Below are 15664 nucleotides of genomic sequence, written 5' to 3'. Positions count from 1 at the left end.
GCATCAACCTTGACAACCGCTCTCGACCATTAAGAACGAAGAAGTTGTTTCTAAGGCGTTCCAAACACAGACAAGGCAAGAATTTCAGCGATATCTCGCGCTTTAACCTGTTCCCAGGCCTCCTTAAGCTTCGTTCCATCCTCCACCATCGTTAAGCAATAAGGACAGGCAGAACTGATAACGGTGGGCTTCACACTTAAAAGCTGTTCCGTGCGCGCTACATTAACGCGTGTACCTGCGGTTTCTTCCATCCACATCATGCCGCCTCCGGCACCGCAGCACATACTGTTCTCGCGAGAACGGTCTTGCTCAACCAACTCAACCCCTGGAATCGCTCGCAGTACATTGCGTGGCTCCTCATACACTTCGTTGTAGCGGCCTAAATAACAAGAATCGTGGTACGTAATACGCTCTTTAACTTCATGTTGCGGCTTAAGACGCCCCTCTTTCACCCACAGATCCAACAGCTCGGTGTGATGGAAAACGTCTGCCGTAAGGCCAAATTCGGGATATTCATTTTTGAATGTATGATACGTATGCGGGCACGTCGTTACGATTTTCTGAACCTTATACTTTTGAAAAGTCGCAATATTGTCCGCACACAGCTGTTGGAATAGAAATTCATTGCCCATACGGCGAGGTGTGTCCCCGGAATTCTTCTCCTCATTGCCCAAAATGGCAAAGGAGACGCCGGCTTCCTTCATCAATTTCACAAAAGAATGCGTGATCTTGCGGCTGCGATTATCGTAAGCTCCCATGGAACCCAAGAAAAACAAGTACTCGAATTCCGGATTTTCCTTCACCATACGCACACCGAGTTCATCATCCGGATCTACTTCTTTGACCCATTTCACGCGATCATTCCGGCTTATTCCCCAAGGGTTTCCTTGTCTCTCGATGTTTTGTAAAGCCCGCCTGCCATCATGAGGCATGCTGCCTTGCGTTAGTACAAGATGTCGGCGCAGATCGATAATCTTATCCACATGCTCATTCCCTACAGGACATTGATCCTCACAATTACGGCAGGTTGTACAAGCCCACAGCTCTTCTTCCGTTATAACGCCGCCAATGAGCTCAACTTCAAGCGGGTTTTGGGTATTTGGATTAGCGAAAGCAAAAGCTGGCACCCATGGTGACTTCGAGGTGATGGCGGCGCCTTTTTCCGTCAAATGATCACGAAGCTTCGTAATCAAATGCATCGGCGACAGCATCTTGCCTGTTGTATTCGCGGGACAAACATTCGTGCAGCGACCGCATTCTACACAGGAGTAGAAATCAAGCATTTGCTTCTGCGTGAAATCCTCGATTTTGCCTACACCGAACGACTCCGCCTCTTCATCCTCCAAATTCAGAGAAGCCAATTTACCAGTAGGCTCTGTGCGGCGAAGCAAGATATTGATAGGTGCTGTAATAATGTGAAAATGCTTAGACTGAGGTACATAAACTAGAAATGAAAGTAGGATCAGCAAATGCATCCACCAGCTTATATAGAAACCAACCGTAGCCGCTGTATGCGACATACCGCTAAAGGCTGCTGCGAACAGAGATGAAATTGGTGCAAATCCGGATGTCTCCATCCCTTCCTTTACCCGTTCAAACCCACCGCTGACGACGACAGATAACATCAAGAAAAAAATGAAGAATATAACGATACTAGGCTTCCAACCGCGTTTCAGCCTTTTTAGCTTTTCTACATAACGTCGATAAGTCGCATATCCCATGGCCAGAAGAATCAGCGCTACCGTCACTTCCTGCATCAATGTAAAATAATCGTAACCTGGTATTGGTAACCCATGGCCAATTAATCCCTTCAGAATGAGATCGAGCGCCCCAAGCTGCAAAATAATGAATCCATAAAAGATGACAATGTGCATAATGCCACTTTTCTTATCCTTCAACAGCTTGGTCTGGCCAAATACCTGAATCGCAAACTCCTTCAACCTTGCTTTCGCTTCCTTTTTCAAATTCACAGACTTGCCAAGCCTAATGTACAAATATCGGTGATATACAACACGTACAAACAAATACACTGCAAACCCCGTAACCGCCAGAAACAATAGAAACTGAATGAGTGAACCGGTCATTGAGGACCCTCCCTAGCGTTTTGCTTTAGCAAAACTTTCTTCATAAGCATGTTCTGCGTTTTCGTAAGATTTCGTATGAATGGGCTTAGCAAGTTCCCTTAGTAAGTCCCCTTTCTTATCCATTCAAAATCGACGAAAACTCGATTGTTTTGAGCGATTACCAGATAATAAGAATCGAGCGAATCACACCTTGTTGCTCGAAATTCAAGTAAATAAGAGCCTTTAGAGACTGCTATTTCCACATTTTCTATGACTTCTACAGATATAGGAGTCTTTGGGGACTCTTATTCCACATGAATCACTCCATCTTGCTTGAATCCAGATAAATAAGAGCCTTTAGAGACTGCTATTTCCTCATTTTCATCGCCTTCTAAGGATATAGGAGTCTCTAGGGACTCTTATTCCACTTGAATCACACCATTTTGATCAAAAACCTTATAAATAAGAGCCTCTAGAGACAGCTATTTCCTCATTTTCATTGCCTTCTACAGATATAGGAGTCTTTATGGACTCTTATTTATTCCAAGCTAGCCAAGATCCTGCTCGAATCCAACAATAATGAGTATAACATCGCCCCACTTTCTACTGAACTCGGATCCCCACATGCCAAATAAAGTAACCGCTTACATTCAAATATCGTAAAAAAGCAAGTTCCATTTGACCCTATTTCCAGAGTTGAAAACTGCTTCATTGTGAAGTGTAAGCCGGCAAACCTTCCTACTTGCTTTAATAAGCTGAATAAGTCGTTGACAAGGCGTACTGCGTATTTTATGATGAAATTACGAAAATGAATGAGTATTCATTCACTGATATTTGTATTCTAACACCGAGGTGATCTCCTTGACAAGTGGCAAAAAACCAGACAAGTATTACGCAATACTCGAAGGCGCTCTGAAAGTATTTGCTGAGCACGGCTTTCACAAATCCCAAGTATCCCGAATCGCCAAGGAAGCTGGCGTGGCCGATGGCACCATCTATCTTTATTTCAAGAAGAAGGAGGATATTTTGACCAGCCTGTTTCAGGAGAAATTAGGCGAGCTTGTAGAGAAGCTCAATAATGGGCTGAATGGCCAAATGACAGCTAGAGAAGCGCTGCACAAAGTATGTGAGATTCATTTCAGTGTACTGGAAGGGAATATTCATCTTGCTTACCTCACCCAAATCGAACTCAGACAGAGTGATCTCGAGCTTCGCAAAGAGATTGGCCTTGCACTAAAGAGATATATTATCCTCATTGAAAATATATTAGAAAAAGGGAAGAAAGACGGCAGTTTCCGTCCAGATTTTGAAGTGAAGCTTGTAAGGCTTCTCATTTTTGGCGGCATGGATGAAGTCGTTACTTCTTGGCTCATATCCGGGCAGAAGTATTCCTTAACCGCTCAAGTTGGGCCTACCATTGATTTTTTCATGAAAGGCATCGAGTCTTAAGGTCTGTATAACATGTATATTCAGGAAGGAGCTTGACTATGGATATTTTTGTATTGTTGAAGCAAACGTTTGATACGGAGGAAAAAATCGTCCTGCATAACGGGGCCGTTCAAGAGGAAGGCGTGAAATTCGTCATCAATCCTTACGATGAATATGCGGTTGAACAAGCGATTCAAATTCGAGATGAGCTGGGTGGCAAGGTCACCCTGCTCTCCGTTGGTCCCGAACGTACCGCTGAAGCTCTACGTACTGCTCTGGCGATGGGGGCTGATGAAGCCGTTCTTATCTCCGATGAGCGCATTAAGGGAGATGAGTTCGAAGTGGCTGAAATTTTGGCCAACTATTTGCGTGGACAGTCCGTCGATCTACTATTAGGCGGTAATTTCTCCGTCGACAATGGGGCTGGGCAAGTCGCTATCCGACTTTCTTCCCTCCTAGGCTTACCTCATGTTGCCTCTATTACGAAGCTGGAAATTACCGGAGGAAAAGCGGTTGCTCACCGCGATGCAGAAGGCGATATCGAAGTGATCGAGGTGCCTCTCCCTGCTCTGTTCACAGCACAGCAAGGCTTGAACGAGCCACGCTATCCTTCACTTCCTGGGATTATGAAGGCAAAGAAAAAACCGTTCCAGCACTTATCGCTTGATGATATTGAGGGCGCTGATTTTGCAGTCGCTAAAACAGAACGCACGGAGTTGACCTTGCCACCTGAGCGTAAGGCAGGCCGCATTCTAAAGGGCGACCTTCCACAGCAAGTTACTGAACTCGTGCAAGCATTACGCAGCGAATCCAAAGTGATCTAAATAAAGGGGAGGCTACATTTATGAGCAAAACATTTCTCGTTGTTGCAGAAGCACGCGGTGGCAAGCTGCGGCAAGTATCTTTTGAAGCATTACGCGCAGCGCAGCTTTCCGCAGCTGATGGCGATGCTATCGCCGCAGTATTGATTGGCGGCGCAGGAAGCAAAGCGCTTGCTGGTGAGCTTGCGGCTTATGGCGCAGACACCATCTATGTCGTCGAAGACAACCAGCTGGAGAGCTACAGCTCGGAAGCCTATTTGAGCGCTTTGCTGGCTGTCACGGATACCGCCCAGCCAGGCGCGCTCTACTTCGGCCACACGGCAGTTGGCCGAGATCTCGCACCGCTGGCCGCGGCGAAGCTCGCAGCAGGCCAGCTCTCTGACGTTACGGCTATCTCGCGCAGCGGAGATAGCGTGCAGTTCACTCGACCGCTTTACGCAGGCAAAGCCGTCGAAAAGAAAGCGTTTACCGACCCGGATGGCACATGGGTCGTTACGATAAGACCGAACAACATCGCAGCCTCCGAGCCTGACACTTTGAGTCGTCAAGCTGAGGTCATCGATGTTGCTTACCCCGCTCCCTCCCTGCGCAGCATCATTAGGGAGGTCGTCAAGAAAACGTCCGGCACCATCGACTTGGCAGAAGCCAAGATCGTTGTCTCCGGCGGACGGGGCGTGCGCAGCGCCGATGGCTTCCAACCGCTCGAAGAGCTGGCTGCCGTCTTGGGCGGCGCTGTCGGGGCTTCCCGCGGAGCCTGCGACGCGGGCTACTGCGAGTACGCGATGCAAATCGGCCAGACCGGCAAGGTCGTGACGCCGGAGATCTACATCGCGTGCGGCATTAGCGGCGCCATCCAGCATCTTGCCGGGATGAGCTCTTCGCGCGTCATCATCGCGATTAACAAAGATGCTGAGGCGCCGATCTTTAAAGTCGCCGACTACGGCATCGTCGGCGATCTGTTCGAAGTCGTGCCGCTGCTGACCGAGGAATTCCGCCGTTTACTCCAGTAACAGCAACGAAAACAGCCTGATTACAGATCATTAAAAGATCTGCAACCAGGCTGTTTTTTCTATCCTAGAATTTCCGCATCACCATTTCCAGAGGTCCTCGCTCTTAAATTTATGTTTCCAGATACCGAATAATTGTAGAATACCAAGCACCATAGCGACATAAAAAAAGCAAAAATCTCTCTGAAATGGACCAGCGAGGTTTCGTTTTCATGTACAATATGGGTAGAATCAATTTTGTGAAGAGGTGCCCTATGACTACATTACCATCAGAAATTGTACGCCAATTTTTCGAAAAAGTTCGCTCCGGTCTTGCGCCGGATACAGCTACTCTCTACATGGCCGAGCAGGTGCTTGCTCATCAAATGACCGCAGAAAACGAAACCACCGTTTGCCGAACACCAGCCAATTATGCTGACCACGTTAGGGAAATGATCGCAGCCTACGGTGATTTCCACCTGGAAGTACAAGAACTAATTGCACAGGAAGATCGTGTTTACGTACGCTGGAAACAGACTGGCACTCACATTGGAGAAGTCGACGGCTTTCCGCCAACTGGTCAAACCATTATTGAGATCGCCAGCGCCGTGTATCGCATCGAAAACGAACGTATCGTAGAATACTGGATTCAAATCGATCGTGAAGGCATTCGCCTGCAGCTTCAGCGAAACGCATAAGTCACTCCTCTTATTCACTTAAAAAGCAAAAGCTGCCCCTCACTTATAGATTTCTCTACAGTAGGAGCAGCCTTCTATCTTTTATTCACTTCGTTATTTTAACCCCTAGACGCAACCTGCTCATTCAGCCATGCTGCAATGTCATCCATGACTTCATCCCGATTCACTTCATTCAACATTTCATGTCTGCCGCGGGGATAAAGCTTGCTGCTAACGTTTTTAAGCCCAAGTTCCTCGTACATGCTGAGCAAGCTGCGTATCCCTTTACCTCCACCAACCGGATCATCTTCACCTGCGAATACGTATAAAGGCAAATCTTTACGGATTTGGTTCACATGATTAGCTTGATGAATCTCCTTAAGTCCTCTAAAGAAATCTCTGAAATAACCCGATGTAAACGTAACGCCGCAATAAGGATCGTCTACATACTTATCAACTTCACTTGCATCATTACTCAACCAGTCGAATGGCGTTCGGTTCGGTGCAAATCTTTTATTAAATGCTCCAAATGAAAGAGACGTAACAAGCTTACTCCGGTGATGATCTCCACGAATAGCTGCTTCTGCTGCAGCAATAGCGATTGCTGCTTGTAGAGCTGTACCCTGTTTGCCATTGGAGCCTGACAAAATAATTCCTTGAACGTAGTCCGGATGCTTTGTTAGGTACGATACCATGTAGTGCTGCGTTAAGAATGAGCCCATACTATGGCCCATCATAAATAATGGAATATGACTTGGATACCTTTTACGGATCTCACTAGTGATCTGCCCCATATTTTTAACCATGCCATGAAAGCAGTCTTTGCCAAATTTACCTACGGCTTCAGGTGATCCTGCTGTTCGTCCATGCCCCAAATGATCGTTTGCATAGACAGCATAACCTTGGCTCGTTAATAAAGCAGCTAGCCTCTCATACCTAACGGCCGTCTCGGACATGCCATGTGCGATTTGCACAACCGCTTTTATTTCACTGGTCTCATCAGGCAGCCATTCATATACATAGTTATTAATCTGCTGAGAGTCTTTCCATATAAAATGCTGCTTCTGCATAAGGTCCCTCCATTAACTTTCCATTTAACTCCAAAATGTTACGCCTGTTCTTCCTCATTATACGGCTTCCGCTACATGAAAACAGCCCCCTTTCCGAAGAAAGAGGGCTTGTAGACCACTTTTATACTTAACCGCTTTATGCTAACCTTTACTCGTTTGTTTGACTGATTTTACTGCTTGCAGTTGGGATTGCGGTTGAGATGACGCGTCGAATCGTTTTCTCTCTGTTTTATCGATTTGAGCAATTTTACCATCGTGTACGACGATTTGAACGGAACCGTATTCCAACCCGTTTAACATTTGTTTAATTCTATCCACCCAAACATCGTCTAACTCTAGTGGTTTCGCCATTCTATTGCCTCCGCTTCCATTAAATTGTCCAATCGTTCCAATCTTTTTTCTGCTTTTGAATAAAGGTTAACCAGTTCCCTGTTTTCTCAAAAAGTTCTTTCGCAGAACCTGTTGTTGAATAAGTATGATCTGCTTGATAAACAAGCTCGAGTTCGCATTGCCCCTCTGATCGCATCCAGAACATCTTCTGGTATAATGGCGCATAATCGACTGGTATTGTATCGTCCGCAGTACCGTGAATAACGAGGACATCGCCGTTAAATTTACGCAGTTGTTCAAACGGTTGATGCTGGGATAAAGAATCAAAAAATTGACTTGTCAATACATAGCCATGATGATCGATCGCTCCACCTATAGGAAGTTTCTCGTATTCAGATTTGCTTACAATTCTTACAATATCATTGTGTGGATGAGCGACAGCTGACCATAGCACGAGTGTTTTCACACGATTATCTCTCGCAGCCGTTAAAACTGCAGCCGCACCGCCTAAGCTATGACCCACCAAGATCACACGACTAAGATCTACACAATCAATCGTTGAGGCATAATCAATGACACTTCGCGTTTGTTCAATCAGAACATCCAGCCCGCCGGCTCCATAGTCGCCAGTGCTCTCACCGCAACCACCGTAATCGAAACGGAGAACCAGGTATCCTTGCGAGCTAAACTCACGAGCTGCTTTCACAAATAGCCGATCCACCCCTATCCGGCTGCCAATAAAGCCATGACAGATGATAATAAGCGGCCAACGTTGACAATCAACTTGCGCGGCTCCTGATTGATTTGTCGGGTAATGCAACGTTGCGGCCAATTCGACGTCGTCGCTTTGAATTGTGATAGCATGCTCCATGATGTTAACTCCCTTTCGCATTTGCATATAATTCCGATAAGTTTAGTGTGGATTAGGTATAAACCAATATTAGCATCACCTAATAGAGGTGTCAATCCTATTTTTTACATATTTCCGGCAATTATCATTTGCCCTAATTAGATTTTTTGACTTCATTATGTGGATAGAAAAGACTCCCACCTTACTCTAGTGAGAGTCTTTCCATATTTAGCTTTCATTAACCGCGCTTCACTCGCCGTCTGACGATGAATTGCTTATACTGATAATAAATCGTACATCCGATGCAATAGCCCAACAAGGCTGCGCCTGCAGCTAAGAGTAAAAAGCCAGTGAAGATATACCCCACCATACTCCAACCGATGGTTAAAGAAGCAAGTGATAAAGTAAGGAATAATACAGCCAAAGCATTGTTAAACCTTGTCAACTCTGCGGCTTGTGTTTCTGTACCGATTCGAGATAGAAACTGTTTAGACACTACAACGAACAGATTCCATTTCCCACCACCTACAAAGCCAAGCAACTGAATCACCCAAAGCAAGCCAACTAGCCAAGTCCATTGAAACGCAAATGCCAGTAGGACAAAGACAACAATACCCGTTTGATTAGCCTTTACATAGGAAATTGGAACTTCTTTCACCCTCATCCCCCCTTGGTCAATCCTATTTCACTAACCAGTCCGTTATAACAAAATCTTTCTTCGCTAATCCTTGCTCCACAAGAAATTTCTTCGTTTCTTCTATTAGCTTTAACCCATCCGGTGTGCTTGATTCAACGGGCCACTGATCGATTTTGAAGGATGCTTTCACAACGTCCACTGGATAGCCGGATGCTTCCGCATAGAATTTGAAAAACTCTTCACTGTTCTCACGAATTTCCTTTACTGCTTTCGTGCGAAGATCGTTCCAGAGTTTAGGAAATTGAGGGTTCTTAGCCAAATAATCTTCCGTAACTACGGTTAGACTTGAGCCTTGTAGAACCGGATGGTTGGCCGCTTCATCAATGGCAACATATCCTTTTTTCAGAAGTAAAGGCCCGAATCCAGTTGGATAGCCATAGGCTGCAATGTCACCGCGGGATAATGCAGCTTCGCCATCAGCAGGTAATAAATGCAGGATCTTCACATCTTTATCAAGCCCTTGCTCCTTAAGCAAGCTAGTTAAATATCGGCTCATATAGGAGCCCTGGGAAGTAGCTACCTTTTTACCTTTGAGCTCAGAGAGCGTCTTCGGACCGTCTGCTTTAGCTACCAGCCAAGCATTCATCTTGAATTGCGTTTGGTTAATCAAACGAGTCTTCAGACCTGCAGCTTTCCCATTAATTGCGGGAGTATCCCCATAAATCCCAACATCCAATGTTCCCGCGGTAATCGCCTCGTTCAAGTTAGGACCATTCGGGAAGTTGAAATATTTGAACTCCTTAACGCCGTATTTCTTGAGTTCACTTTCCAAGTAACCTTTGGATTGCGCCCAGCCTTCCGGTCCTGTGATGGTCTTATTATTATTCGCCGAAATAAAACCGATACGAAGTGTTTCAGGCAGTGTAATTTTTGCATCTGATGCTATCGTAGTGGTGGTTGCTGGAGCCGTTGTTTTCGTCGATTTTGTACCGCAAGCCGCTAAGAATACTGTAAATAAAGTTAAAATAAGAGCAATACTGAGCACTTTCAATGATCTCTGTGTCATATGTCTTTGGACCCCCTGATAGTTATGTGAAATGGATAATGAACGAATTAATGCGATGCCCGCATACGTTGAAAGATGATATATGAACCGTCTGAGGAGGCTGTCGATTCTCTGCCTTTCCCCCAGCCTATGTTCTCTTTGTAGCTTCCTAATAAACCTTCTTGAACTAACTCCCCTTCGTCGACTGCAATCGTTTGTTCCGCTACCGGAGATACGTAAAGAGCATCCGTTGGGCAGTATAGCTCGCACATGAAGCAGCTTTGGCAGTCCGATTGTCTGGCGATGACCGGAATATCTCCCGCTACGGATTCGAATACATTCGTTGGGCATACGGATACACACTGATTGCAGCTAATGCAGCGATCCTTACTGAGCAGTTCAATCATTACACAACAGCCTCCTTTTTGACGCATGAAACGGATTGATCAATCAAAGGCTTAGCCCATGTTGTATCCAAACCACCGCTGATGATGCGATATTGCTGATCTTGATCAACTCGAGGGAAATCCTCCCGGCGATGCATACCACGCGTTTCCTTTCGTTCCAAACCACTGGTGTACATCCATCTGGCTGTTGCCGTCATAGCAGCTGCTTCACGGACTCGAACAACATTCCCATCACTTGCTTGAATGCCTTGCTTCAGCTCTTGCCAGAGATGATTCAAGCGTCCCAGCGAATCTTGCAAGCCTTCACCTGTACGAAACCAATTGCGGTCATACGGGAATACTTCGGCTTGAACTGCTTTGATAATTTCTTGCGTATCAGGAGCATCTGATCTTGTCGTTGCTTGTTTGGGTACACCTGTTGCCTCGGACAATCCTTTAGCCTTCCTATTTGAAGCTCCAGCACCCAGTTTTAGCGCATATTTAGCCGATGCTTCACCTGAGAAATACCCTGAGGACATAGCCCAAGCTGCGTTGTGACTTCCACCGCCGGTAAATCCACCGCAGATTAGCTCTCTTGTCGCTGCATCTCCTGCTGCATAAAGACCAGGCACTTCCGTCGCGCACGTTTCGTCAATGATATGGATACCGCCTGTGCCTCTTACCGTCCCTTCAAACCGCAGGGTGACAGGAAACTTTTGTGTGAACGGGTCAATACCCAGGCGATCGAATGATAGAAAGAAGTTAGGCTGCGCCTGACGCATCGCTTTTTTGATGATATCATCAGCCTTATCGATTCTGGCGAAAACTTGCTGAGTCAGCAGCGTTCGAGCAATCACTGAACGCCCCTTTTGCGAGCCCGCGCCTTCTATTACACTGCCATCTTCATAGTAAAATGTTGCCCACGTGTAGAAGGCAGACTTCGTTACAGGAGAAAAGGCCGGCGCTAAGGAATACGCAGTGGAGAATTCCATGCCTGATAAGTTAGCTCCCGCTTCAGCTGCGAGCAAGTACCCATCACCTGTCAAGACATTCGTCCCTAGAGCCTTACTAAGGAAAGCACATCCGCCCGTTGCAATCACGACTGAGGTCGCATCCACACGCCATGTATCTTTCGTTTGGTTATTTACCCCAGTTGCCCCTGCTACACCATGCTCATCAGCTAGAAGTTCTAGCGCCGGGCTGTGGTCCAGGATGCGGACTCCTGCTTTCTGCACTTGCTTGCGCATCAACTTCATGTATTCAGGCCCTTGCAAGCTCTTCCGATGCGAAGTTCCAGTTTCATCGAGCGGGAATGGATATCCCCATGCAGCAATTTGATTCGTATTGGTATACGTTTGGTCTAGGACTTTCTTCATCCAACCGCGATCAGCTAAATAACCGCCTAGCGCTTCCCTGCTCTTCATGGCTTCTTCACGCTCATCCGCATTGGGATTCACGTACCATAAGCCTGTGCCAGATGGTGCCGTAGCACCGCTTGTTCCGCAATATCCTTTATCAACCAGAACGACTTTCGCTCCTTCTTTCGCCGCTGTTATGGCCGCCCATGCACCAGAAGGTCCTCCACCAATAATTAGTACATCCGCTTGAAGCTGCAAATCAAATTGAGTCATTCCTAAGTCCCCCTTTAATTTCGTTCTTCTTTTCGTTAAATCGAGAATGCATCTGCCGCAATTCTTACCTGCTCATACGATTGCTTCACAAGAAGCCTATCCAAAATGGTCTTCTCATAGTAAGCAAATCCACTATCATGTTCTCTAGGTCGAGAAAGTGAGATCTTTAAATCCAGCCCAATTTTCCCATCTTCGATAATGATGACCCTGTCAGCTAACGCTACAGCTTCACTAACATCATGCGTGACCAACAGGACCGTGAATTGCTTCTCCAACCATAGCTGCTCAATAAGCTGCTGCATTTCAATCCGAGTTAAAGCATCCAAAGCACCTAACGGTTCATCTAAAAGCAGCAGACGCGGATTACCGGCCAGCGCTCTTGCCAAAGCAACTCGCTGCCTTTGACCACCGGAGAGAACAGCAGGCCAATCATCTCGCTTATGTTCAAGCCCAACTTGCTGGAGTGCTTTAAACGCGACTTCTTTGTCGCCGGATTTAACGCCGATCCGCACGTTATCGATATTCTTTTTCCACGGCAGCAGACGGTGCTCCTGAAACAGTACCCTCGTATCTTCGTGAATACCATTGATCGCCTGAGCATCTAATAAGATGGCACCGCTTGAAGCTTCATCGAGTCCTGCAATTAAACGAAGCAATGTACTTTTTCCACAACCACTGCGACCCACTATTGCTACAAATTCTCCCTGTTTAATCGATAAATCAATTCCAGATAACACATGTGTTTGACCAAATGCTTTGTTTACATTCCGGATGTGCAGCTGAGTGCCTCCGCTTTTAATGCTCATGACTTTTCCTCCTTCTCTATGCTTTATTCAAGTAGTTGTGATGCCATTTCAGCCAACGATTTTCAAAATACTTTGCAATTAAATCAGATAATTTCCCCAATAAGGCGTACAAGATCACACATAACACGACAACATCCATTTGCATAAACTCTCTGGCATGCGTTGCCATATACCCAATTCCGGAATCCGCAGCAATCGTTTCGGCTACAATTAAACTAAGCCACATGATGCCTAAAGAAAATCGGATGCCAAGTAAAATGTTCGCTAATGCCCCTGGTAAAATCACTTTCGCAAATAACGCGAATCCTTTAAGGCCGTACACTTTACCCATTTCTACTAAACCTGGATCGACGGATCGAATCCCGTGAAACGTATTAAGGTATATGGGGAAAGCAACTCCCAATGAAACGAGGAACAGCTTTGATGTCTCACCGATACCAAACCACATAATAACAAGAGGAATCATCGCTAGGTGGGGAATGGTACGAACCATTTGGACAGAAGAATCAATATATCGTTCGGCTATTGGGAATACCCCATTTAGCAAACCAATGACGAATGCAATGCTCCCGCCAATCAGGAACCCAAGAAAAGCCCGCTTCGTGCTCACTGCTACGTATTCAAAAATAGATCCATCCTTAATTACACCGTATAAGGCAATTAAAACCTCCCAAGGCGTAGGCAGAATGCGCTCAGATAACCACCCGGATAATCCAAGAACTTGCCAGAGAAACAAAATGAGGATCGGTATGACCCAAGGCTGCCAAAACTTAGATTCAGTTAATGATGAAGTGCGATTAGCTACCATGCGAATCCCTCTTTCTTCTCATAAAGTAAAGTGGCGTTAGAAAACGGAAATGACTCCCGATTCATGCCTCAAAATACGAAGCAAGAATGGGAGTCTCCACTCATCTGGTCGACTCTTTTATTTAATTTTATAATTCATACCTGTTTACTTGGTTTTAATATGTTTACTATACTATCACCAGTTTTAGACTGCGTCAATGACTTTTTCTGCATACTAAAAGACTATTCCATTAAGAAATAGGTTGCTTTCAGACAACGATTATTCATTCTGAAATATTCCTTCATTAATAAGCTAGTCTTTTAACATCGGAAAATCATGTGCTAAAGTCGTATTATAGTCTTGCAAATCAAGCAATATCTGTTGTGAATGTATTTAACTAAAAAAAATTTCATCTTTCTTGCATAAAAAATGAGGTTAGGCGTATTGACAAATTAGAACGATCGTTGGTATAGTCAATTTATTATTCCGAGTAAATAACTATGATTAATAAAATTAGGTGGTGTAATGTGGGGAATAAAGTGTTTAAAGCTACGGTTCGATCTGTGCTTATTGGCTATTTGATTGTACTTCTTGTCATCCCAATAGGTTCCATCTATTTGAAAGGATTTTCCTTAGGATGGGATCCATTTTGGAAAGAGGTTACAGGACCTTTAGCCTGGAAGTCCATTCTGCTAACTATTAAGCTCAGCGTTGTCTCAACCGTCATTCAAGCGATTGTAGGTACCATCATTGCATATGTCCTCGTCCGCTATACCTTCCGCGGCAAAAGCATTTTAAACAGCATGGTTGATCTTCCCTTCTCGCTTCCGACTTCAGTAGCTGGTTTAATGTTCCTAACCCTATTAGGACCTTCAAGTCCACTAGGTGTCTGGCTCGACCATTTGGGAATTAAGCTGCTTTATAATCAAACTGCTATCGTGATCGGCCTTGTATTTGTTACCTTTCCTTTTGTTATTCGAACGGTTCAACCCTTGCTTGAACAAATCGATCCAGCCGAAGAACAAGCCAGCTTTACGCTTGGCGCGGGTAGATTTTACACTTTCTGTAGAATCGTTTTCCCAGCCATCTTCCCAGGTATCATTGCCGGCAGCATGCTCGCCTTTTCTCGATCACTTGCCGAATTTGGAGCCATCTCCCTTATATCAGGCAATTTGCCCGGTAAAACGATGGTGGCGTCGGTCTATATATATGGTGAAACACAGAACTTTAATCCTGAAGGCGCAGCAGCTATCTCTCTCGTGCTCCTTACATTGTCCGTCCTTATTCTCTGGATCATCAATGTACTGACACGTGGAAAGGGGCGCCTAGCATGAGAAAAGTATTGATCAGTATTTCGTTTCTCGTTATTTTCTTACTTATTATGTTACCTTTTCTTGGTATTACCTTTGGTGCTTTTGAAGAAGGTCCGCAAGCTTTTTTCGACGCTCTTGTACGACCTGAAGCCTTGCATGCCATGAAAATTTCTTTAATTATCGTAGTGATTGTAACCATTCTTAATGCCATAGTCGGCATTTATGTTTCCTTAGAAATTGTCAGAGGTTCTTGGATCTCTCGCTGGTTGAAACCTGTTATCAATGCACTTATTGATCTACCATTTGCGGTATCTCCTATTATTGTTGGTCTAATGGTTATTTTGATTTTTGGTCCAAATACAGCGTTTGGCACCTTCATGGAAGATCATAATATGAAAATTGTCTATGCTGTACCCGGTATGGTCTTAGCAACGATGTTCATTACGTTCCCTTTGATGGTACGTGAAGTGGTGCCTTTACTTGAAGAGATTGGTACACAGTCAGAAGAAGCTTCTGCTACTTTAGGGGCTGGCGCCTGGCGTACATTCATTCAAATTACATGGCCAGGTATTCGTTGGGGCGTGCTATACGGTCTCATCCTAACGATCGCAAGAGCACTTGGTGAGTTTGGATCAATCCTAGTCGTATCCGGCAATATCATTAATCAAACGCAAACAGCTACAACCCTTGTTTATCAAGATGCCGAACAATTCCACCTCGTGGCAGCGAACAGCGTTGCTTTCGTCCTAGGTCTCGTATCGATTTCTATATTATTAGCACTTGAGTGGTTGAAAAGAAGAAGCGAAAAATTGAGAAGCCATTAAGGAGGAGCCT

General features: G+C 45.3%; 16 protein-coding genes. 6 read left to right on the top strand and 10 right to left on the bottom strand.

Annotation, left to right across the window (positions count from 1 at the left end; all coding sequences use genetic code 11):
* Positions 1-50 precede the first annotated feature (50 nt).
* The gene (locus QFZ77_RS20440) at positions 51-2084 is read right to left on the bottom strand and encodes a (Fe-S)-binding protein (protein WP_307442221.1); all 2034 of its coding nucleotides are present in this window, start codon (positions 2082-2084) and stop codon (positions 51-53) included.
* A gap of 840 nt (positions 2085-2924) precedes the next feature.
* Here QFZ77_RS20440 and QFZ77_RS20435 point away from each other — a divergent pair.
* The 4 genes from QFZ77_RS20435 to QFZ77_RS20420 all read left to right on the top strand — a co-directional run bounded on the left by QFZ77_RS20435 (position 2925) and on the right by QFZ77_RS20420 (position 5996).
* Positions 2925-3512: a fatty acid metabolism transcriptional regulator FadR gene (locus tag QFZ77_RS20435; RefSeq protein ID WP_307442220.1), complete on the top strand. Its 588-nt coding sequence runs from the start codon at positions 2925-2927 to the stop codon at positions 3510-3512.
* Between the two features lie 38 nt (positions 3513-3550).
* Positions 3551-4315 carry an electron transfer flavoprotein subunit beta/FixA family protein gene (locus QFZ77_RS20430; RefSeq protein WP_307442218.1) on the top strand — a complete coding sequence of 255 codons (765 nt, stop codon included), beginning with the start codon at positions 3551-3553 and terminating at the stop codon, positions 4313-4315.
* A 20-nt stretch (positions 4316-4335) separates the two neighbouring features.
* Positions 4336-5322, top strand: coding sequence for an electron transfer flavoprotein subunit alpha/FixB family protein (locus QFZ77_RS20425; RefSeq protein WP_307442216.1), 987 nt, complete (start codon positions 4336-4338; stop codon positions 5320-5322).
* A gap of 251 nt (positions 5323-5573) precedes the next feature.
* A complete protein-coding gene (locus QFZ77_RS20420) occupies positions 5574-5996 on the top strand; it encodes an ester cyclase (protein WP_307442214.1) in 423 nt (140 codons plus the stop codon).
* A gap of 98 nt (positions 5997-6094) precedes the next feature.
* Here QFZ77_RS20420 and QFZ77_RS20415 read toward each other — a convergent pair whose 3' ends face one another.
* From QFZ77_RS20415 to QFZ77_RS20375, 9 genes are all read right to left on the bottom strand, one after another.
* Positions 6095-7045 (bottom strand): alpha/beta fold hydrolase, encoded by a 951-nt coding sequence (locus QFZ77_RS20415; RefSeq protein WP_307442212.1) that lies wholly within the window; start codon positions 7043-7045, stop codon positions 6095-6097.
* 141 nt (positions 7046-7186) lie between these two features.
* Complete coding sequence (locus QFZ77_RS20410) at positions 7187-7396, bottom strand: YezD family protein (RefSeq protein WP_057302418.1); 210 nt, start codon at positions 7394-7396, stop codon at positions 7187-7189.
* A gap of 19 nt (positions 7397-7415) precedes the next feature.
* Positions 7416-8246: an alpha/beta hydrolase family protein gene (locus QFZ77_RS20405; protein WP_307442211.1), complete on the bottom strand. Its 831-nt coding sequence runs from the start codon at positions 8244-8246 to the stop codon at positions 7416-7418.
* A 217-nt stretch (positions 8247-8463) separates the two neighbouring features.
* On the bottom strand, positions 8464-8883 hold the full coding sequence (locus QFZ77_RS20400) for a DUF4395 domain-containing protein (RefSeq protein WP_373462627.1): 420 nt from the start codon (positions 8881-8883) through the stop codon (positions 8464-8466).
* A gap of 22 nt (positions 8884-8905) precedes the next feature.
* On the bottom strand, positions 8906-9928 hold the full coding sequence (locus tag QFZ77_RS20395; RefSeq protein WP_307442207.1) for an ABC transporter substrate-binding protein: 1023 nt from the start codon (positions 9926-9928) through the stop codon (positions 8906-8908).
* A gap of 47 nt (positions 9929-9975) precedes the next feature.
* Positions 9976-10314, bottom strand: coding sequence for a 4Fe-4S binding protein (locus QFZ77_RS20390; RefSeq protein ID WP_307442205.1), 339 nt, complete (start codon positions 10312-10314; stop codon positions 9976-9978).
* Positions 10314-11924, bottom strand: a complete 1611-nt coding sequence (locus QFZ77_RS20385; protein WP_307442203.1) for an FAD-dependent oxidoreductase — start codon at positions 11922-11924, stop codon at positions 10314-10316. The genes QFZ77_RS20390 and QFZ77_RS20385 overlap by 1 nt, the downstream gene beginning before the upstream one ends.
* A 35-nt stretch (positions 11925-11959) precedes the next feature.
* Entirely contained in the window at positions 11960-12730 is a 771-nt protein-coding gene (locus QFZ77_RS20380; RefSeq protein WP_307442202.1) for an ATP-binding cassette domain-containing protein, read from the bottom strand.
* Between the two features lie 16 nt (positions 12731-12746).
* On the bottom strand, positions 12747-13538 hold the full coding sequence (locus tag QFZ77_RS20375; RefSeq protein WP_307442201.1) for an ABC transporter permease subunit: 792 nt from the start codon (positions 13536-13538) through the stop codon (positions 12747-12749).
* A gap of 506 nt (positions 13539-14044) precedes the next feature.
* On the opposite strand from QFZ77_RS20375, the gene cysT reads away from it, so the two are divergent.
* Both cysT and QFZ77_RS20365 read left to right on the top strand, forming a co-directional pair.
* On the top strand, positions 14045-14851 hold the full coding sequence (cysT, locus tag QFZ77_RS20370; protein WP_307442200.1) for a sulfate ABC transporter permease subunit CysT: 807 nt from the start codon (positions 14045-14047) through the stop codon (positions 14849-14851).
* Positions 14848-15654, top strand: a complete 807-nt coding sequence (locus QFZ77_RS20365; RefSeq protein ID WP_307442198.1) for a sulfate ABC transporter permease subunit — start codon at positions 14848-14850, stop codon at positions 15652-15654. The genes cysT and QFZ77_RS20365 overlap by 4 nt, the downstream gene beginning before the upstream one ends.
* Positions 15655-15664: the final 10 nt, after the last annotated feature.

Origin of the sequence: Paenibacillus sp. V4I3 (assembly GCF_030817215.1) — a bacterium.
GTDB lineage: Bacteria > Bacillota > Bacilli > Paenibacillales > NBRC-103111 > Paenibacillus_E.
This window is presented reverse-complemented; position numbering and strand designations above follow the sequence as displayed.